The organism is Caulobacter hibisci, assembly GCF_016135805.1.
Lineage (GTDB): Bacteria > Pseudomonadota > Alphaproteobacteria > Caulobacterales > Caulobacteraceae > Caulobacter > Caulobacter hibisci.
On sequence record NZ_JADWOX010000001.1, the window covers coordinates 531,410 to 550,195 of the forward strand.

Sequence of the window (18,786 nt, forward strand, 5' to 3'; positions counted from 1 at the left end):
AATTTGATACCGGTGTCATGACGTTTCGGACTGGCTCCCCGGTCCTGGCGTCCGGCGGCTCTTTGAGTTCGCTCCTGCGCAAACTTTCCAGGGCGTCGGGCTTCGGCTCGACGCCCTTCATTTTGCCGGAGCCCAGCGCTCCGGCGAAATTGACGTGGCGGCAGCCCGGGCCTGTGGCGCAAGCCGCGCGCGCGGGCTAAGGGATCGCCGAACAGATCTTCCACGCGCGGGGCGCAAAGCGGCGCATCGCGCAAGACCATCCCTTCCGGGAGGAGTACGAGAATGCTGAAGAACCGTATGGCGGTGCTGCAAGCCCTTGAGACCCAGGGCGTGGTGCCGGTGTTCTACCACCCGGACGTCGAGATCTGTAAGAACGTCATCCAGGCCTGCGCCGACGGCGGCGCGCCCTGCATCGAGTTCACCAACCGCGGCGACTTCGCCGCCCACGTCTTCTATGACGTCGCCCGCCACTTCGAGACCGCCGACCCGCGCGTGATCCTGGGCGTCGGCTCGATCGTCGATGCGCCGACCGCCGGCCTCTACATCGCCAACGGCGCCAAGTTCATGGTCAGCCCGATCGTCAACGCCGACGTCGCCAAGCTCTGCAATCGCCGCATGATCCCCTACAGCCCCGGCTGCGGCTCGGCGACCGAGATTTCCTACGCCCAGGAACTGGGCTGCGAGATCGTCAAGGTGTTCCCCGGCTCGTCGGTCGGCGGCCCGGACTTCATCAAGGCGGTGCTGGGTCCGATGCCCTGGACCAAGATCATGCCGACCGGCGGCGTCGATCCCGACGAGGCCTCGATCAAGAAGTGGTTCGGCGCGGGCATCGTCGCCGCCGGCATGGGCTCCAAGCTGATCACGCAGGAAGCCCTCGACGCCAAGGACTACGCCGGCATCTCCCGCAAGGTGCGTGAGACGGTCGACCTGATCGCCAAGGTGCGCGGCAAGGCCTGATGAGCGATCCGATCCTTAAGCTTCGCCCGGCGTCGGAGACCCGCTGGGACTGCGCGGCCCTCGGCGAGGTGATGCTGAGGCTCGATCCCGGCGACGGGCGGGTGCGCAACGCCCGCCAGTTCCAGGTCTGGGAAGGCGGCGGCGAGTACAACTTCGCCCGCGGCATGAGCAAGTGCTGGGGCAAGCGCGCCACCGTCGCCACGGCCTTGCCCGACAGCGACCTGGGCTGGCTGGCCCAGGACCTGATCGGCCAGGGCGGCGTGGACATGTCCCACGTGGTCTGGCGCGAATTCGACGGCCTGGGCCGCAACACCCGGGTCGGATTGAACTTCACCGAGCGCGGCTTCGGCGTGCGCCCGGCCCTGGGCGTTTCCGACCGCGCCAACTCGGCCGCCTCGCAGCTGCGTCCCGGCGAGATCGACTGGGAGCGCTTGTTCGGCGAGGAAGGCGTGCGCTGGTTCCACACCGGCGGCGTGTTCACGGCCCTGGCGTCCAACACGGCCGAGGTGGTTCTGGAGGCCCTGGAGGTCGCCAAGAAGCACGGCGTGATCGTCTCCTTCGACCAGAACTACCGCGCCTCGCTGTGGAAGGACCGCGGCGGCCTCGACGCCGCCCAGGCCCTGAACCGCAAGATCGCCGCCATGACCGACGTGATGATCGGCAACGATCATGACTTCGTGGTCTGCCTGGGGATGGAGATCGACGGCCTGGTGAAGGGGCTGCCGCCCACTGATCCGGCGAACTTCAAGACCCTGGCTCCGCAGGCGGTGAAGGCCTTCCCGAACCTGAAGGTCCTGGCCACTACCCTGCGGGCCGTACGCTCGGCCAGCGTCAACGACTTCGGCGCCATCCTGTGGGCCGACGGCGGGTTCTACGAGGCCCCGATGCGCGACGGCCTGGCCATCTATGACCGCATCGGCGGCGGCGACGGCTTCGCCTCGGGCCTGGCCTACGCCCTGATGGAGAACCTCGGTCCCCAAGCCGCCGTCGACTACGGCGCCGCCCACGCGGCCCTGGCCATGACCACCCCCGGCGACACCTCAATGGTGCGGCTGAAGGAGGTCGAGGCGTTGGTTAAGGGCGCGGGGGCGCGGGTTATTCGCTGACCTGTTCCCTCTCCCCTTGCGGGAGAGGGTGGCCTGCGAAGCAGGTCGGGTGAGGGGTCTCTCAAACATAAAACGCCGCGACAGCCGATCGGCCGTCGCGGCGTTTTTCGTGAGTGCGACCCCTCATCCGTCGCCTTGCGGCGACACCTTCTCCCGCAAGGGGAGAAGGGTCTGAAGACGTTATTTGCCCGCGCTCACCGCCGGCCCGTACAGCATGCCGTTGAACAGGAACTTGAAGGTCCCGTACGACTGCGCCCGCTGGGTGATCTCCGGGCCCATGACGAACAGCTTGCCCTTGCCGATATCGACGTCGAGGATCGCCGTGGTGTCCTTCAGGCGTTCCTGGCCGACGGCCCAGCCGCTGCGCAGAGGCTTGGCGCTGTCGAACCACGAGACCTTGGCCACGCCCTTGGCGTCCGACTTCAGGGTGAAGGTCGGTGAGCGGTCGTAGAAGATGTCGACGTCCGCCGGGATGCCGTAGGCGAGGGGCTGGGTGACGTCGACCTTGGCCCGCAGCACCGAGCCGGGGATGTAGAGCTCCTTGGTCGACAGCCCCACCAGCTTGCCGTTCTCGGTCTTGGCGGTGGCCACCTCGACCGGCGCGCCGAAGGCGGTGGCCAGGCGGGTGGAGGCGCCGATGGCGATCACCGTGCCGCCCTGTTCGGCGAAGGCCTTGAGCTGGGGCAGGGTGGTCTCGTCGGTCACCGTGCCCAGCCACGGACGGAACTCGGCCGGGATCTCTTCGGGCTTGGGCTGCGGATAGCCGCGGCCGGCGCGGAACGGACCGCCGGCCGGCGCCGGGACCACGCCGTCGGCGAACACCAGCACGTCGAAGTCCTTGGCGAGGTCGCCGGCGTCGAGGCGCTGCGGGTAGACGACCTGGAAGGGGGCCTCGAACTTCTCGAACATCCAGCGGTTCCAGCCCGAGGGCATCGAGCCGCCGTAGACGTCCACCACGCCGACGCGGATCGGCTTCAGCGGCAGGGCCGAGCCGCCCGGCTTGGCGCCGACGGCCCAGGCGTCGATGCCCAGCTCCCTGACCCCGTCGGCGATCACGGTGGCGGCGGCGGGCGAGTAGGGGACCCAGATGGCCCCGGCCGCGAAGCTCTGCTTGCCGGCCTTGGCCCCGTCCTTCAACCACGAGACCTGGGCGCCGGCCTTGAGCAGGCGATTGGTCAGGGTGAAGGCGTTGTTGGGCGCGTGGTCGATCAGCCAGCCGGCCTTGCCCGAGCCCTTCACGGCGCCCGGCTTGACGGCGATCAGGTCGGGCACGCGGGCGAACGGCCCGTCGAAGCCGTCGAGCACGCGGTCGAACTTGATCCCGGTCTGGTAGGCCAGGGTGTAGCCGGTGACGTCGTAGGGGGCCTTGGGCGGGCCGCCCGGATATTCGGCGTCGTGCGGGTGATCCTGCGGCTCGAACATGTCGAGGATGTGCGGGCGATAGGCCTGGGCGGTCTTCACCACGTAGGAGCCGGCCGGATAGGTCTTGCCGGCCACGGTGAAGGGCTTGGTCGCCTCGTCGACGTCGACGCCGGCCTTGATCAGGGCGTTGAGGAACGCCACGACCGTCGGCTTGTCGGCCTGGTCGGCGGTCAGGATATAGCCGCGTGGATCACGCTTCTCAGGGGCCTGCAAAATGGTCTTGTAGAGCGACGGATCCACCGAGGCCGAGGTCGGCGAGCCGGTGACCTTGCCGTCGAACTTCACCTTGGCGCCGGCTTCCTTCAGCTCGTCGATCTCGGTGGGGGTGATCGTCCAGCTGTCCTTGCTGCCCTTGGCGATCGAGTTGCTGGCCATCTTCCAGATGTTGAACAGCATCCGCTCGCGGTTGCGCGAGGCGTAGTCCATCACCGCCCGGTCCAGGCTCCACTGGTACTCGACCGTCTGGGCCAGATGCCAGGTCTGCGGCGGGGCGGGCATCGGACGGTCGCCGTTGGGCAGCTGCACGTCCGGCACCAGATTCAGCGGCATCGGCGTCGGGCCGCCGGTGATCTCGGTCAGCAGGCCCACGGCGTTGTGGAAATAGGCGATGGAGCGTTCCATGCCGTTGTGCCAGGTCGAGTAGGGCGCGGCGCTGCGGGCGCCCGAGCCCGGCTTGTCCTCGGCCACCAGGCGGCTGTGCATGGCCATGCCCACCTCCTGCAGCGAGGTCATGACCAGCGGGTCGTAGTTGTAGTTGAAGGGGTCGCGGAACGGCGGCACGAACACCACCATGCCGTTCGGGGCCGGCTGGTGCTGGTTGTAGATGATCTGCGGATACCAGTCGCGGAACAGCACCTTGTTGACGTTGGTGGTCTCGGACATCTGCGACATGAAGCTGTCGCGGTTGTTATCGTGGCCGACGTACTTCTGGTACAGGCGCGGGATCGAGTTGTACTCGCGCTTCTGCGGGTCGGCGTTGCGCATGTACCAGTCGGACACCAGCTCCATGCCGTCCGGATTGTCGTGGCCGAACAGCACGATGACGTCGTCGAGAATGCGCATCGTCTCGGCGTCGGTCTTGGTCAGCATCCGGTAGAGCACCTGGATCTGGCCCTGCGAGGTCACCGTCTCGGTGGCGTGCATGCCGGCGTCGATCCAGACCACGGCCTTGCCGGTGGCGGCCAGTTTCTCGGCCTCTTCCCTGGAGACCTCGCCGCGCGCCAGCTTGCGGGCGACCTCTTTATACTCATCCAGCTTGGCCAGGTTGGCGGGCGAGGAGACGATGGCCACCCACTGGGTGCGGCCTTCCTCGGACTTGCCGATGTCGACCAGCTTCATGCGGTCGGACTGGCCGGCCAGGGTCTTCAGATAGGCCTCGTAGGCGGTGTAGTCGGCTAGGAAGTAGTCGCTGCCGGGGTCCTGGGCGAAGGCCTGGGCGGGCGGGGTGATCTCTGCGGCGTATGCGGCCTGGCCGCTGAAACTCATCACCAGCGCCAGGGCGGCCCCGGCCATCGCTACGTGTCGCGTCATCGCACTCCCCATCCACCAAAGCGGGGCGCGTTTTTCGCTGGCCCCTCTAGCTTGACGCAGGCGGAGCATGAAACCGCATGTGGAGCCAGTCGGGACGCAAAAAATGGTTCGCCGCGGCCAGGCTTGCCCCGCGCCGCCGGATGCGGCATCAGCAGGCCGCACAACGGATCCGGCCTCGCGCCGGATGGCTACCCCGGGCGCCGATCCCTCGGGAAACCCGCACCCAAGACAGATCTCCATGAGCTTCCTCGCCAAGACGCGCCAGCAATGGCTCGCCAATCCTGGCCGCGACCTGCTGGCCGGCACGGTCGTCGCCCTGGCCCTGATCCCCGAGGCCCTGGCCTTCGCGTTCATCGCCGGTGTCGATCCGGCCGTGACCCTCTACGCCTCGTTCGTCATCGCCATGACCATCGCCTTCGTCGGCGGCCGGCCGGCGATGATCTCGGCCGCCACCGGGGCCATGTCGCTGCTGATGGGCGGCCTCGTGCGCGAGCACGGCATCGAGTACCTGTTCGCCGCCAGCCTGCTGACCGGTCTCATCCAGATCGTCATCGGGACCCTGCGCCTTGGCCGCTATGTGAAGTTCGTGTCGCGCTCGGTGATGAGCGGCTTCGTCAACTCGCTGGCGATCCTGATCTTCATGGCGCAAATGCCCCAGCTGATCGGCGGCAACTGGCAGACCTTCGCCCTGGTGGGGGCGGGCCTGGCGATCATCTATCTGTTCCCGCGCCTGACCAAGGCCATGCCCTCGTCGCTGGTGGCGATCCTGGCGCTGAGCGCTGTGGCCGTCGCCCTGCACCTGCCGGTGCGCACGGTCGGCGACATGGGCCAGCTGCCGACTGCCTTGCCGGGCTTCCACCTGCCGGCCGTGCCGCTGACGCTGGAGACCCTGAGGATCATCGCGCCGGTGTCCCTGACCCTGGCGTTCGTCGGCCTGCTGGAGAGCCTGCTGACCGCCAACCTGCTGGACGACCTGACTGACAGCCCGTCGGACAAGGACCGCGAGACCCGCGGCCAGGGCATCGCCAACCTCGTCTCGCCGCTGCTGGGCGGCATGGCCGGCTGCGCCCTGATCGGCCAGTCGATCATAAATGTGAAGTCCGGCGGCCGCTCGCGACTGTCGACCTTCTGGGCGGGCCTGTTCCTGCTGATCCTGATCCTGGTGCTGAGCGACTGGGTGGCGCGCATCCCGATGGCCGCCCTGGTGGCGGTGATGATCATGGTGTCGTTCACGACCTTTGACTGGAACTCAGTGCGCAAGCTGCGTTCGACGCCGCTGCAATCGACCATCGTCATGCTGGCGACGACGGTTACCGTGCTGCTGACCCACGACCTGGCCAAGGGCGTCGTGCTGGGCGTGCTCCTCAGCGTGCTGTTCTTCGCCCGCAAGGTCGGAAAGATGATCGCGGTGAAGGAGCGGGCGGACAGCGACGAGACCGTCCGCCGCTACGTCGCCGAGGGCCAGTTGTTCTTCGTCTCGGCCGAACTGTTCGCCGCCGGCTTCGAGTTCCATGGCCATCCGCAGCGGGTCGAGATCGACATGACCGGCGTGCGCCTGTGGGACCTGACCGCCGTCGGCGCGCTGGACAAGGTGGTGTCGCGCTATCGCCGCCAGGGCGCTGCGGTGTCCGTCATCGGCCTGGATCCGGCGGGAACGGCGCTGGTGGGCAGGCTGGGCGCGCCCGACGGCACCCTTACGGCTGCAGGATGACGATTAGCACGGCGGCGATCAGCACTACGCCTTCCACCCCGTGGATCACGACGGCCAGCCAGTTGGAGCGGAAGGCCTGGGCGGGCAGGCTGTAGCAGAGGCAGCTGATCACCAGGCCGGGCATCACCCAGAACTTGTGCACGTGATAGGCAGCCATCAGCAGGCCGTTGCCCAGCCACGCCCAGCGGCCCCAGGCCCGCTCCATGCGCGGCAGCAGCACGCCATGGAACAGCAGGGCCTCGCCCAGGGCGTAGTTGAACAGGCTGGAGACCAGGGCCAGGGCGAGAATGTCCCAGCGGCCCTTGGCGTCGGGGGTGATCAGGTGCTCGATCTGGGCGAAGGGCGGCGCCAGCGCCGCCAGCCGCTCGCCCCAGGGCGTGGCCTGGAACAGCGCGGTCACCGCCTCGTCGCCCAGGAAGCCCAGGCCCACGAACAGCGGGACCAGCAAGTAGGCCGAGGCGAACGGCCGGCCGGTGGACCGCCAGGTCGGCGCCTTCAGCCACAGCCGCCGACGCAGGGCGGAGAGGCGAAACGGCACGCCCTCCAGTCTCAGCACGACCAGGGCCAGCACGCCTTGCCAGGCCATGCCGATCACCACCATCCGCCAGAACACCAGCCCCGGCAGCGGGTCGCCCGGCGCCATCAGGGCCGGGGCGACGACCCAGGCCAGCACGCCCATCGGCGCGACGGCGGCCAGCCAGATTAGCAGGATGACCGTGGTCTCCCAGACGGTCGCCAGACCGCTGGGGACGACGAAGATCCGCGTCATATGTACCGGGCGCACGCCTAGAACCGGCGGACCAGGCTGACGAAGCCGGCGGTGGTCTGGCCCTTGGCGATCAGCGGGCTGTTCTTGATGTCCTTGTCGAAGACCTCGACCTCGGCGGCGGCGATGACATAGAGCCGCTCGGTCAGCTGGTAGCGGGCCTGAACGCCGAGCGAGGGCACGAGCACGCCGCCGGACGGCGCGCGGGGCGTGCGTCCGAACTCATAGGCCAGGGCCGAGCTGACTTCGTTTTCGCGCAGGCCGTAGAGCCAGGTGGCCAGCTTCTCGTCCTTCCAGGACAGGCCGGCGACGGCTTCGAGAGACAGCCGCTCGGTGGGCCGGGCGGCCAGGGTCAGGTCGAGATTGAGCTCCTGGCCTTCGGTCTCGCCGGTGGCGTCGGCCAGCACCTCCAGGCTCAGCGTCGCCGGCCCGGCCATGCCGCTGAACCGCGCCCCCACATCGACGCCGGTGTCGCGCTTCAGGAAGGCGAAGTCGCGGGTGTCCTTCGGATCGACCAACTGGAAGCGCGGGCTGATGCGACCCTCCAGCTTGAAGTGCCTGGTCTCGTAAGCCTTGACCGCCAGGCCCGACAGGTCGGCCGTCAGGTAGCGATTCTGGTAGAAGAACAGCGGCAGGACGCCGGTCTCGGTCTTTTCGCGGGCCGAGGCGTAGGGGTTGCTGGTCGCGTAGACGCCGGCCCCGAGCAGCAGCAGGTGGTCGGGCTCTTCGGTCTCCGCATGGGCGGCGAACGGGTGGAGCGCCAGGGCGCAGGCGGCCAGGGCGGCGCCCTTGAGGCGGAGGATCATGACTGTTTCTCTCGAACGGGGAGGGGACAGTCACGACGATGGGCGAGGTCCCGCCGATACGTCGTCCGGACGGGTAGGCTCGAAGGTGGAAGGCTTCCTATCCGGCAGGATCGGACGTCAGGCAGCAGGCCGGAAAGCGCTCGGGGGACGGCCGGCGTGCTTCTCGACGGCGGCGTTGAAGGTCGAGCGCGAGTTGAAGCCGACGTCGTAGGCGATCGACAGTATGGCCTCGTCGGTGGCGCGGATCCGCTCGACGGCCTCGTCGACCCGCCAGCGGTTCACATAGTCGAAGAAGCTCTGGCCCAGGTGCTCGTTCAGGGCCTGGGACAGGTGGTTGGGCGTCACGCCGATGCGCGCGGCCAGGGCGCTGAGCGACAGCAGCGGATCGCGATACAGGTGGTCGGCGCGCATGGCCTGGTCCAGCCGGGCGGCGATCTCGGCCTGACGGCTGCCCGGCAGGGCCGAGCGGGCGTATTTCTCCGGCGCGGGCAGGGCCTTGGGGGTTTCGGTCTGGGGCGTGAAGATCGGCTGCTGCGACAGGCCGAACAGGCCGATCGCCGCCGTCCAGAATAGCTCGACCGCCGCGCCCGCGACGTCCAGCCAGCTGGCGTGGGCGACGTTCAGCGCCAGCCCCGACTTCACCGCGCCCCAGATCCAGGCCGCCAGCATCACCAGCAGCAGCACCCGCAGCCAGCTCAGGGTGCGGTTCTCGATGTTGGAGAACAGGTCGCGCACCCGCTGCACATGCCGCCCCATCACCCGGAAGGCGGCGGCCAGATAGCCCAGGGTGGTGACCAGGAACAGCGCCACGAAGGCCAGTTGCAGCGGGCCGGCCCAGACGTCGGTCTCCGCCCCGACGCCGGTATAGATGGCGATCCGCGTGGGGATCGGCAGCAGGAAGAACGGCAGGGCCAGCAGCAGGGCGATCCCCGCCGGCCAGGCCAGGCGGGCGATGCGGAGCGGGCTCCAGCCCGCTTCCGGATCCCCGGTCATGGCCACCACATAGGACAGGATCGCCGGCCCCAGAAACAGCGAGGTCGACCACAAGATTCCCGTGGCCCACGGCGCGACGGCATAGACGCCGCCCCGATCCAGGATCAGGTCGACGCCCGACAACGCGCTCAGCAGCAGGAAGACGCCCAGGGCCGTCGAGGGGGCGGCGCGCCAGCCGGGACGCAGGGCCAGTTGCGCGGCCGCGAACAGGCCGATCGCGGCGGCGGCCGACGACAGGATCAGCACCAGTGAGCCGGTCATTCCGTCCGTCATTCCCCCGAATCCCCGCGTGGACCCTCCCGTGCGAAGCGGCGCGGAGAGTGTCGCGGAACGTGCGCCGGCGCAATCGAGCGAACGTTGGTCTCAGGCTTCAGGTCTCAGGCTTGAGAGAGGCTCAGCACGTTGCCGTCGGGATCGGCGAACCAGGCGACCTTGGCGACGCCGTCCGGGGCGGTCCAGATCCCCAGCTCGTCCTGGCCAAAGCCCTCGTAGATCGTGAAGACCACCCCCCGCTCGCGCAGAGTCCGCACGGCGGCGGCGATGTCGGGCACGTGCCAGCCGAACACCGGATGGGCGCCGGCCTTGAAGTCGGGCAGGGCGGTCAGGCGGATCAGCGCGCCCTCGGCCGCCAGGAAATCGCCGAAGCCATCGGAGCTGTGCAGGGTCAGGCCCAGGGTCTCGCCATAGAAGGCCAGGGCGCGCTGGCGGTCGCCGACATGGATGAAGGCGACGGGTGTTCCGGAGATGGCTGGCACGGTCTGAGCCCCTGAGCTGTCCTGCCCAGAGCTTGGCATCGAACCCCGGGCCTACGCCACCGCGTAGTCGCGCAGCATCATCGGGCTGCTCTGGCTGACCGGCAGGATGAAGCTGACCGTCGTGCCTTCGCCGGGGTTGGAAACCATCTCCAGGGCGCCGTCGTGCATCTCGACCAGAGACTTGGTCAGGGCCAGGCCAAGGCCCGTGCCTTGCGTGGTCTTGGAGTGCTGGCTTTCCACCTGCTCGAACGGACGGGCCAGGCGGGCCAGATCCTCGGCGGCGATGCCGATGCCGGTGTCGGTGACCGACACCTTGATGCGCTCGCCCAGCGGGTCGCGGCGGATCTCGGCGCGCACGGTGACGCGGCCGGCGCGCGGGGTGAACTTGATGGCGTTCGACAGCAGGTTCAGCAGCACCTGCTTGACCGCTCGATAGTCGGCCTCGATCTCGGGCAGGGGCGGGAAGTCGATCTCGAGCTTCAGGCCGGCGGCCTCGGCGCGGTTGCGCACCAGGCGCACGGCGTCCTCGGTGACGTCTTCCATGTGCAGCGGCTCGAACTTCAGGTTCATCTTGCCGGCCTCGATCTTCGACATGTCGAGGATGTCGTTGATCAGGGCCAGCAGGTGCTGGCCGCTATTGTGGATGTCGAGGCTGTAGCCCTTGTAGCGCTGGTCGCCGAGCGGGCCGAACATCTCGTTCATCATGATCTCGGAGAAGCCGTTGATGGCGTTCAGCGGCGTGCGCAGCTCGTGGGACATGTTGGCCAGGAACTCGCTCTTGGCCTTGTTGGCGCCCTCGGCCTTGACCTTCTCCATCTCGTACTTGCGGGCCAGCTCGGCCAGCTGTTCCTGGCTGCGCTCCAGGCCGGCGACGGCGTTCTGGAGCTGCTCCTCGTTGCGGCGACGGGCTTCTTCCTGGGTCTTGATGGCGGTGATGTCGGCGGCGGTCATCACCAGGCCGCCCTCGGCCGTGCGCCGCTCGCTGATCTGGATCCAGCGGCCGTCGTTCATCTCGGCCTCGCGCACGCCCTTGGCGCCGCTCGGATCGGGGATCTCCTGGCGGATGGCCAGGGCCGCGAAGCGGTTGACCTCGGCGCGGGCGGCGCCGGGCTTGAGGACCCGCGGCTCGATCGAGAAGACGTCGCGGTAGTTGCGGTTGCACATCAGCAGCCGGCCTTGGCGGTCCCACAGCACGAAGGCTTCCGACACGCTCTCGATGGCGTCGCGCAGGCGGATCTCGGCGGCCTGGGCGCGGGCCTGGGCCAGGCGCTCCTCGGTGACGTCGAGCGCCACGCCGATGATCCGCGAATAGCCGTCCTCGCCCGGCTTGCCGAAGCCCTGGCCGCGGGCGTCCACCCAGATCGAGCGGCCGCCGTGCTCGCGGGCGGGAATGCGGAACGAGACGTCGAAGGCGCCGAACTGGGCGGCGTTGGCCAGGGCCTGGCGCACCCGGTCGCGGTGGTCGGCCGAGATCCGCTCGATCAGGTCCTGGCCGGGCGCGACGCCGCCGCCGCCCCAGCCGAACATCGCGCCGGTGACGTCGGACATGTAGACCTCGTCCGAGCGCAGGTCCCATTCCCAGATGCCGCAGCGGGCGGCTTCGACGGCCAGGCGGAAGCGCTGCTCGCTGTCGAGGAACTCGCGCTGGGCGTTTTCGGCGCGGCGGCTCTGCAGGATCAGGATCAGGGCCAGGGCGATGCCGGCCGCCAGCGGGATCAGCAGCGACAACGCCCCTTCCATCAGGCGGCGGTCGACATTGGCGACGGTGTGGCTGGGGGCGCTGACGGCGGCGATCAGGGCGCCTTGGGCCAGGGGCTCGAAGGCCACGTCCTGGCCCGAGCCGTCGAGGCCCTTGCCGGTCAGGGCGGCGGCCCCGCCTTGCAGGTCGTCGATGGTCAAGGCGTAGGCCTGGTCGAGGCTGGCGGCGCCCTGGACGGCGCGGCCCAGGCCGACCAGAAGGCCGCCGTCCGGCAGGAAGAGGGCGGTGGAGCGGGTCTTTTCGGTCTCGCCCAGCAGGCGCGACGGATCGCCGGCGGCCACCACATAGCCGGGGCCGGCGGTGGTCTGGGCGGCCATGGCGACATAGAGGCGTCCGCTGCGGCCGACGCCGCCCACCCACACGCTGCGGCCCGAAGCGGCGGCGGCGCGAGCGGCCGCGCGCCAGTCGGCGGAAGGATCACGGCCGGCGACGGCCATGACTTCGCCAGTGGTGGTGACGGCTACGGCCATGGCCTCGCCGCCGGCGGCGCGCAGGGCGGTTTCGGCCGCGTCCATGGCGGCGGTCGGATCGCGTTGCAGCAGGTCGCCTGCCGCCGACAGGCCGGCGCGCTGGGCGGCCAGGTTGGTCTCGACCTTGCCGGCCAGGATCTGGGCCTGGGCCGTCAGGGCCGCGCCGCCGGGCGGGGCGGCGGCTTCCTTTTGGAGCTTGTGGGCGCCGAGGGCGGTGTAGACGGCCAGCAGCAGCAGGGCGGCCAGGATCACGATGCGGACATAGGCCTGCGACGACCGGGCGGCGCGCATGCGGGCCACGCCCGCAGCCGTAAGTCCGGCCTTCGCCGTCCTTCCGGTTTTCGCCCCGCCAATCCGCAACGCCACGAACTCCCGCACCCCAGGCGAGTCAGTTCGCCAGTCATGGTAAATCTACCGTACCCGTTCGGTCGGCGTCACCCTGGCGTGGGTCAATTCCCTGGGGGCTGAGCGGATTGGTCGCAACCGTTGCGCGGAGGAATCACCTGAGGCTCTCGTCCCCGGTGTCCTTCCCCCTCTGCGGGAGAGGGGGCGGCCGGAGGCGTGTTCGACCGCCCTTATTTTTAGAAAGTCATCGCCCGCTTCATGCGGGCGACCCAAGCCGAGCCAGCCAGAAGCTGAGACGCCGCTTGGGTCGCCCGGACGAGCCGGGCGATGACTTTGATAATATGGAGCTTTTAGTACAGCTTGCTGGGGATGGACTTCAATCCAGCGCCCGGCCGGCCAGCTCCAGCACGTTCTTCGACAGGCCCGGCGCGGCCTTCACCCGTTCCAGTTCGCGCCGCATCAGGTCGCCCAGCGCCGGCACATAGCGCCGCCAACTGCCCAGGGGCTCGACCAGGCGGGCGGCGGTCATTGGATTGAAGCCGTCCACGGCCAGGATCTGGTCGGCCAGGAAACGGTAGCCCGCGCCGCTGGGGTCGTGGAAGCGGGCCGGGTTGGCGCTGGCGAAGCCCTGGACCAGGGCGCGGAAGCGGTTGGGATTGCCGGCGTCGAAGTCGGCGTGCTCGGTCAGGGCCAGAACCCGCTTCAGCGCACCCTCCGAAGGATCGCGGGCCTGCACCGAGAACCACTTGTCGAGCACCAGCGGTTCGTGCCGCCATTTGGCGTGGAAGGCGGCCAGGGCCGTCTCGCAGGGCTCGCCGCCGACCGCCAGCAGGGCCGACAGGCCGCCCATGGCGTCGGTCAGGGCCGAAGCGCTCTCGAAATGGCCGACGATGCGCTGCACGTTGTCGGCGTGCGGATCGGCGGCCAGCAGGTCGACGCAGGCGTTGCGCAGGGCCCGGCGGCCGGCCGAGGCGGCGTCGGGCGAGAACTCGCCATCGCTCTGCATGGCGCCGTGGATGCGGCCCAGCTGCTCGCCCAGGTGCACGGCGATGCGGGCACGCAGCAGGCGGCGGGCCTCGTGGATGGCGGCCGGATCGGCCGGATCGACGGCCAGGGCCAGGTCGCCCTCGCTGGGCAGGGCCAGCAGCAGGGCCTTGAAGGCCGGATCGGCGGCCTCGTCGTCCAGCGCCTGGCCCAGGGCCTGGGCGTAGCGCTCCTCGCCGACCTCGTCAGGCGCGCCGGCCGCGCGGGACAGGATCAGGCCGCGGGCCAGGGTCTGGCCGGCTTCCCAGCGGTTGAAGAGGTCCGGATCGGCGGCGAACAGCACATAGGCGTCGGCCGGGCGCGCGTCGGTGGTCAGGGTCACCGGGGCCGAGAAGCCGCGCAGGGCCGAGATCACCGGCGTTTCGGCCACGCCCTCCCAGCACACCGTCAGGCTCTCGCCCTCCAGCAGCACCACCTCGCTGTAGCGCAAGGGCTCGCCGTCCTGGCTCAGCAGGCCGATGGTCACTGGGATCGGCAGCGGCGTCTTGACCGGCTGGCCGCTGGTCGGGGCGGTCTTCTGGCTCAGGGTGATCGACAGCGCCTGGGCGGCCGCGTCATAGGCGTGGGTCAGAGACACCGAAGGCGTGCCGGCCTGTTCGTACCAGGAAAAGAACGACGACAGGTCGCGGCCCGAGGCTTCCGCGAAACAGGCGATGAAGGCCTCGACCGTGGTCGCCTCGCCGTCGTGGCGCTCGAAATAGAGGTCCAGGCCCGCCCGGAACGCCTGCGCGCCCAGGATGGTCTTCAGCATGCGGATGATCTCCGCGCCCTTCTCGTAGATGGTCGCGGTGTAGAAGTTGTCGATCTTCAGATAGCTGGACGGCCGCACGGGGTGGGCCAGCGGGCCGGCGTCCTCGGCGAACTGGCGCGCGCGCAGGGCCTTGACGTCCTTGATCCGCTGGACCGCCTCACCGCGCATGTCGGCGCTGAAGCTCTGGTCGCGGAAGACCGTCAGGCCCTCCTTCAGGCACAGCTGGAACCAGTCGCGGCAGGTGATGCGGTTGCCGGTCCAGTTGTGGAAATATTCGTGGGCGACCACGCTCTCGATGCGCTCGTAATCGAAGTCGGTGGCCGTCTCGGGCTCGGCCAGCAGCAGGGAGCTGTTGAAGATGTTCAGCCCCTTGTTCTCCATGGCCCCGAAGTTGAAGTCACGCACGGCGACGATCATGAACAGGTCCAGATCGTATTCGCGGCCGAACGCCTCCTCGTCCCACTTCATCGAGCGCTTCAGGGCGTCCAGGGCGTAGGCGGCGCGCGAGGCCTGGCCGGGGTCGACAAATACCTTCAGCGCCACGGTGCGGCCGCTCATGGTGGTGAAATCGTCCGCCAGCACGTCCAGCCGACCGGCGACCAGAGCGAACAGGTAGGCCGGCTTGGGGAAGGGGTCGTTCCAGACGGCGAAGTGGCGACCGTCCGGCAGTTCGCCCGAGTCCATCAGGTTGCCGTTGCTGAGCAGGTGCTCGAAGGCCGCGTCGGCCTCGATCCGCACCGTGTAGCGGCTCAGCACGTCGGGCCGGTCGGGGAAGAAGGTGATGGTGCGGAAGCCCTCGGCCTCGCACTGGGTGCAGAACCGCCCGCCCGACATGTAGAGGCCCATCAGCGCCTTGTTGGCCGACGGATCGATCTCGACCTGCGTGACCAGCTCGAAGGCGTCGGGCACGTCGTCGATCGTCAGCCGCTCGTCGTCCAGATCGTACTGGTTGGCGCTCAGCGCCTGGCCGTCGATGGCGACCGAGATCAGCTTCAGCCGCTCGCCGTTCAGCGACAGCGGCTCGCCGGCCGCGCCCGTCCGTTTGACCTTCAGCGTGGCCGTCACGCGCGTCGCCGACGGCTCGAGCTGGAAGGACAGATGCGTCGTCTCGATCTCGAACGGGAACGGACGATAGTCGGAGAGCCGGATCGGCTGGGGCGTTTCGGTGCGCATACGGCCAATGTAGTCGCGCCTCGTGGCGGCGGCGAGGCCGGCGGTTGCGCGGTTTGTCGATTTATCGGCTAAGTTTCGAAGCTCAACCGGAGGCGCCGATGTCGGAGACCCTCGCCAAAGGCGGCGGCCGCATTTCAACAGGCCGTCGGATCATCGTCCTGGTCTGGGCGATGATCCTGACGCTGGTCCCCTGTGTGGCGGGGCTCGTCGTGCTGGCGAGCAGGAACATTGCCGGCGGCTTCAGCGCTCATCTCGCGCCGCCCAGCCTCTCGTTCTACTTCGCTCTGGGCGAAGAGCCCCTGGCCGCTCTGGCGGCGATCCTGGCCGCGCTCGGGACCTACATCCTGCTGGTTCGGCTGGCTGAACGGCGCTGGCCGTCAGAGTTGGCGCCGGCCTTCGCGATTCCCGAACTGAGCCTGGGGATTACCGCGGCTGCGCTCGCCTTCGGCCTGTTGATGGGCGTTCTCACATTGAGCGGAGCCGTGGTCTGGCGGCCGACGACGTCCATCGACTGGTATGGGGCGCTGGCGAGCGGTCTGCCCCAGGGCGTGTTCGGCGGATGGCTGCTGGGCTTGGCCGTACAGGGCGGGACCGCACGGTTGGCTACTCGGGCGCTCGGACCGGTCGCGGGCGTCGTGCTCGCGGCCTTGCTGGCCTCCTGGCTTGTATCGCCGGGGTGGAAGCTGGCGCCGATCCTGCGCGTGAACGCTACGCTGGGCGGAGCCATCCTCGGCCTGCTGTGGCTTCGCCGTCAGCGGTTGTGGCTTGGGCTTGGCCTATCGACGGGGTGGGGCGCGCTGTCGGGGGCGGTCATCGGCGGTCCTGCTCTGTTTTGCGCTGAGGATACGTCCATCTACGAGCCTGGGCGGGGGATCCTGATCGCCTGGCTGCGAGGAACCGAGGGTCCGGAAAACTCGGTCCTCTTGTTGATCGGGTGCGTCGTCGGTGTCGGCTGGCTGGCCTGGCGCGCCTGGAAGGAAGGCTGCTTCTCCAAGGCTTGAGGCGGATCAATGTGCGCCCTGGCTGGCGGGCGCATCACCCCCTTCGACGCCTCGACGCGTCGAATTCCAAGGGGATAAGATCATGACCGCCCTCCGCCTCGCCCTGCTCGCCGGCCTAACGCTCGCCGCCGCCGGCACGGGCGCTTACGCCCAGGAGGCGTTCATGCCCGCCGCCAAGGGGACCTGGCAGGTCAATCTGCGCGCCACCGGCGTGTTGCCAGACGCGGGCGATCCGATCGTCACGGCCGCCGGCGCGGCCACCGGCCTGAAGGCCGACGTCAAGGACGACGTCAAGCCGACCCTGGGCGTCTCCTACTTCCTCACCGACAAGCTCGCCGTCGAGGTGATCGCCGGCACGACCCAGCACACGATCAAGGCCGTGGGGCCGGGGACCGACGTCGTGGTCCACAAGACCTGGGTGCTGCCGCCGGTGGTCTCGGCCCAGTACCACTTCGCGCCCAGGGCGCGGTTCAATCCCTATGTCGGGGCGGGGCTGAACTACATGCTGTTCTACAGCGGCAAGGATCGCAACGGCTTCACCGTCGATCTCGACGACGGCTTTGGCTACGCCCTGCAGGCCGGCGCCGACATCGCCGTGAAGGGTCCGTACGTCGTCAATCTCGACGTCAAGAAGGTGTGGTTCGAGACCGACGCCAAGATCAACGGCGGGGCGCTGAAGTCCAAGGTGAACCTGGATCCGACGGTGGTCTCGGTCGGGATCGGGCGGCGGTTCTAGATCGCCAGTCTAGGCGGTTTTCGCCTTGTCCCGCAGCGACAGGCAGTAGCCGATCGTCACCGCCAGGCCGAGCAGGATGGCGCCGCTGCCGCCGACGACGGCCACGCCCTGTGGCGCGAAGGCCCACAGGCCGGCATAGACGAGACCGCTCAACGCCAGCGACCAGCCCGCGACCCGGCTGGCCCGCTGGGCCTGGGCGTTGGGGACGAAGCGCTTGGGGATGCGGTTGCCCGACCAGGCGACCATCAGGCCGATGGCGCCCATGACCAGCCGGTTGACCATGTCGGTGTCGATATAGCCCAGCTTGCGGGCCAGGGTCGCGGCCAGGGCCAGCACCACGATGCCGAGGCCCCAGGCGAAGTCGGCGATGATGTCCTTCTTCATGTTGCGCTCTCCGTCTTGGGTTTGGGCATGGGCGCCGGCGTGTGCTCGCCGACCCCGAATGAATGGACGAAGCCCAGCAGCGCCTCTTCGAGCACCGACAGCTTCAGGTGATAGATGACCGACTTGCCGGCCTTCTCGGCGTGCACCAGGTCGGCTTCCTTGAGCACGGCGAAGTGGGCCGACATGGTCGGCTTGGAGACGTCGAACTGGTCGCTCAGCTCGCCGGCGCTCATCGGCCCCTGGCGCAGCAGCTGCAGCACCCGCCGGCGGGTCGGATCGGAAAGGGCTTTGAACACCTGGCTCATATTGCGATGATTAGCTAATCATCGAATTGAGTCAAGTGGCGCGGGCTGTCAGCTATATTTTCCACCGAGCATCCCCGCGAAGGCGAGGATCCAAGCCGAGTCCACAGTCAACCCAAGGTCGCGCCTCGCTATGAGAGGCAGCTTGGATCCCCGCCTTCGCGGGGATAGTCGGATTGAAGGTGAGGGTCTCTACCCCTCCACCGACCCGCTTACCGCCGGCGTTTCGTGCAGCTCGCGCTCGATGGCCGAGGCCTTCTGGGCCAGGGCCAGCAGGGCGGGCGGGGCGTCTTCGGGATGGTCGCCGGTCAGGGCCATGACCTCGCGGGCCAGGGCGTGCAGGCGCGGGGCGGCGGCGATCAGCCGGGCCTGGAACTCGATCTTGCGCGGGTCGCGGTCGTACTCGGCCCCCGGCGTGCGCCAGCCGCCCCAGTCGTTGGGGTCGGTGACCACCACCGGATAGCTGCCGGGGAAGGGGTGGTGCAGGCAGTCGCTTTCCTGCTGCCACTTGTTACGCGCCCGCAGGACCCGCCAGTTCGACAGGACGCCGCCTTCCTGCGGGTCCATCTTGTCCTCGGGCTTCAGCTCGTGGGCCAGGAACTCGCGGCCCAGGCCGACGTCGTAGGTCACCCGCACCGGCTCGTCGAAGCCCTTGGCCCAGATCGGCACGATCTTCTCGATTACCGCCCAGGCGCCGACGCTCTCGACCCAAACCTTCTGGTTCCGCTGATAGACGGTCTTGGCCATGGGACTCCGGAACTCGGCTGGAACTTCG

Annotated in this window: 15 protein-coding genes and 1 other annotated feature; of the genes, 5 read left to right on the plus strand and 10 right to left on the minus strand. The window is 68.8% G+C overall.

Annotated elements, in window-relative coordinates; all coding sequences use genetic code 11:
• The first annotated feature begins 282 nt into the window (after positions 1 to 282).
• Both I4Q42_RS02580 and I4Q42_RS02585 read left to right on the plus strand, forming a co-directional pair.
• Positions 283 to 957, plus strand: coding sequence for a bifunctional 4-hydroxy-2-oxoglutarate aldolase/2-dehydro-3-deoxy-phosphogluconate aldolase (locus tag I4Q42_RS02580; RefSeq protein WP_198574491.1), 675 nt, complete (start codon positions 283 to 285; stop codon positions 955 to 957).
• Complete coding sequence (locus tag I4Q42_RS02585; protein ID WP_198574492.1) at positions 957 to 2,063, plus strand: PfkB family carbohydrate kinase; 1,107 nt, start codon at positions 957 to 959, stop codon at positions 2,061 to 2,063. Before I4Q42_RS02580 ends, I4Q42_RS02585 begins: the two co-directional genes overlap by 1 nt.
• Positions 2,064 to 2,243: 180 nt before the next feature.
• On the opposite strand, the gene I4Q42_RS02590 is transcribed toward I4Q42_RS02585, so the two are convergent.
• Complete coding sequence (locus I4Q42_RS02590) at positions 2,244 to 5,015, minus strand: M14 metallopeptidase family protein (RefSeq protein WP_198574493.1); 2,772 nt, start codon at positions 5,013 to 5,015, stop codon at positions 2,244 to 2,246.
• 162 nt (positions 5,016 to 5,177) lie between these two features.
• Positions 5,178 to 5,233 (plus strand) — a sequence feature (sul1 is cis-regulatory element that is thought to sense ions involved in sulfur or methionine metabolism; They are found in Alphaproteobacteria).
• A 20-nt stretch (positions 5,234 to 5,253) separates the two neighbouring features.
• Here I4Q42_RS02590 and I4Q42_RS02595 point away from each other — a divergent pair.
• On the plus strand, positions 5,254 to 6,726 hold the full coding sequence (locus I4Q42_RS02595) for a SulP family inorganic anion transporter (protein ID WP_198574494.1): 1,473 nt from the start codon (positions 5,254 to 5,256) through the stop codon (positions 6,724 to 6,726).
• Here the strand turns inward: I4Q42_RS02595 and I4Q42_RS02600 are convergent.
• The 6 genes from I4Q42_RS02600 to pepN all read right to left on the minus strand — a co-directional run bounded on the left by I4Q42_RS02600 (position 6,710) and on the right by pepN (position 15,588).
• The gene (locus I4Q42_RS02600) at positions 6,710 to 7,495 is read right to left on the minus strand and encodes a CPBP family glutamic-type intramembrane protease (RefSeq protein ID WP_198574495.1); all 786 of its coding nucleotides are present in this window, start codon (positions 7,493 to 7,495) and stop codon (positions 6,710 to 6,712) included. The two genes, I4Q42_RS02595 and I4Q42_RS02600, sit on opposite strands and share 17 nt — an antisense overlap.
• Before the next feature lie 17 nt (positions 7,496 to 7,512).
• On the minus strand, positions 7,513 to 8,298 hold the full coding sequence (locus I4Q42_RS02605; RefSeq protein ID WP_198574496.1) for a MipA/OmpV family protein: 786 nt from the start codon (positions 8,296 to 8,298) through the stop codon (positions 7,513 to 7,515).
• 117 nt (positions 8,299 to 8,415) lie between these two features.
• Positions 8,416 to 9,564 carry a helix-turn-helix domain-containing protein gene (locus tag I4Q42_RS02610; RefSeq protein ID WP_198574497.1) on the minus strand — a complete coding sequence of 383 codons (1,149 nt, stop codon included), beginning with the start codon at positions 9,562 to 9,564 and terminating at the stop codon, positions 8,416 to 8,418.
• A gap of 104 nt (positions 9,565 to 9,668) precedes the next feature.
• Positions 9,669 to 10,046 (minus strand): VOC family protein, encoded by a 378-nt coding sequence (locus tag I4Q42_RS02615; protein WP_198574498.1) that lies wholly within the window; start codon positions 10,044 to 10,046, stop codon positions 9,669 to 9,671.
• A gap of 51 nt (positions 10,047 to 10,097) precedes the next feature.
• On the minus strand, positions 10,098 to 12,566 hold the full coding sequence (pleC, locus tag I4Q42_RS02620) for a cell cycle histidine kinase PleC (protein ID WP_198574499.1): 2,469 nt from the start codon (positions 12,564 to 12,566) through the stop codon (positions 10,098 to 10,100).
• A 430-nt stretch (positions 12,567 to 12,996) separates the two neighbouring features.
• Positions 12,997 to 15,588 carry an aminopeptidase N gene (pepN, locus tag I4Q42_RS02625; RefSeq protein ID WP_198574500.1) on the minus strand — a complete coding sequence of 864 codons (2,592 nt, stop codon included), beginning with the start codon at positions 15,586 to 15,588 and terminating at the stop codon, positions 12,997 to 12,999.
• Positions 15,589 to 15,686: 98 nt separating this feature from the next.
• Between pepN and I4Q42_RS02630 the strand changes: the two genes are divergently transcribed.
• Positions 15,687 to 16,589 (plus strand): hypothetical protein, encoded by a 903-nt coding sequence (locus I4Q42_RS02630; RefSeq protein ID WP_198574501.1) that lies wholly within the window; start codon positions 15,687 to 15,689, stop codon positions 16,587 to 16,589.
• Between the two features lie 82 nt (positions 16,590 to 16,671).
• Positions 16,672 to 17,325: an OmpW/AlkL family protein gene (locus I4Q42_RS02635; RefSeq protein WP_198574502.1), complete on the plus strand. Its 654-nt coding sequence runs from the start codon at positions 16,672 to 16,674 to the stop codon at positions 17,323 to 17,325.
• A gap of 9 nt (positions 17,326 to 17,334) precedes the next feature.
• Here the strand turns inward: I4Q42_RS02635 and I4Q42_RS02640 are convergent, their stop codons facing one another.
• The 3 genes from I4Q42_RS02640 to I4Q42_RS02650 form a co-directional block, all read right to left on the minus strand.
• Complete coding sequence (locus I4Q42_RS02640) at positions 17,335 to 17,709, minus strand: ammonium transporter (RefSeq protein ID WP_198574503.1); 375 nt, start codon at positions 17,707 to 17,709, stop codon at positions 17,335 to 17,337.
• Positions 17,706 to 18,014: an autorepressor SdpR family transcription factor gene (locus I4Q42_RS02645; RefSeq protein ID WP_198574504.1), complete on the minus strand. Its 309-nt coding sequence runs from the start codon at positions 18,012 to 18,014 to the stop codon at positions 17,706 to 17,708. The genes I4Q42_RS02640 and I4Q42_RS02645 overlap by 4 nt, the downstream gene beginning before the upstream one ends.
• Positions 18,015 to 18,203: 189 nt before the next feature.
• Entirely contained in the window at positions 18,204 to 18,758 is a 555-nt protein-coding gene (locus I4Q42_RS02650) for a hypothetical protein (protein WP_198574505.1), read from the minus strand.
• Positions 18,759 to 18,786: the final 28 nt, after the last annotated feature.

Coding starts and splice junctions, on each gene's coding strand:
- I4Q42_RS02580 (WP_198574491.1), top strand. CDS start 283: ATGCTGAAGAACCGTATGGCGGTGCTGCAAGCCCTTGAGACCCAGGGC.
- I4Q42_RS02585 (WP_198574492.1), top strand. CDS start 957: ATGAGCGATCCGATCCTTAAGCTTCGCCCGGCGTCGGAGACCCGCTGG.
- I4Q42_RS02590 (WP_198574493.1), bottom strand. CDS start 5,015: ATGACGCGACACGTAGCGATGGCCGGGGCCGCCCTGGCGCTGGTGATG.
- I4Q42_RS02595 (WP_198574494.1), top strand. CDS start 5,254: ATGAGCTTCCTCGCCAAGACGCGCCAGCAATGGCTCGCCAATCCTGGC.
- I4Q42_RS02600 (WP_198574495.1), bottom strand. CDS start 7,495: ATGACGCGGATCTTCGTCGTCCCCAGCGGTCTGGCGACCGTCTGGGAG.
- I4Q42_RS02605 (WP_198574496.1), bottom strand. CDS start 8,298: ATGATCCTCCGCCTCAAGGGCGCCGCCCTGGCCGCCTGCGCCCTGGCG.
- I4Q42_RS02610 (WP_198574497.1), bottom strand. CDS start 9,564: ATGACGGACGGAATGACCGGCTCACTGGTGCTGATCCTGTCGTCGGCC.
- pleC (WP_198574499.1), bottom strand. CDS start 12,566: ATGCGCGCCGCCCGGTCGTCGCAGGCCTATGTCCGCATCGTGATCCTG.
- pepN (WP_198574500.1), bottom strand. CDS start 15,588: ATGCGCACCGAAACGCCCCAGCCGATCCGGCTCTCCGACTATCGTCCG.
- I4Q42_RS02630 (WP_198574501.1), top strand. CDS start 15,687: ATGTCGGAGACCCTCGCCAAAGGCGGCGGCCGCATTTCAACAGGCCGT.
- I4Q42_RS02635 (WP_198574502.1), top strand. CDS start 16,672: ATGACCGCCCTCCGCCTCGCCCTGCTCGCCGGCCTAACGCTCGCCGCC.
- I4Q42_RS02640 (WP_198574503.1), bottom strand. CDS start 17,709: ATGAAGAAGGACATCATCGCCGACTTCGCCTGGGGCCTCGGCATCGTG.
- I4Q42_RS02645 (WP_198574504.1), bottom strand. CDS start 18,014: ATGAGCCAGGTGTTCAAAGCCCTTTCCGATCCGACCCGCCGGCGGGTG.
- I4Q42_RS02650 (WP_198574505.1), bottom strand. CDS start 18,758: ATGGCCAAGACCGTCTATCAGCGGAACCAGAAGGTTTGGGTCGAGAGC.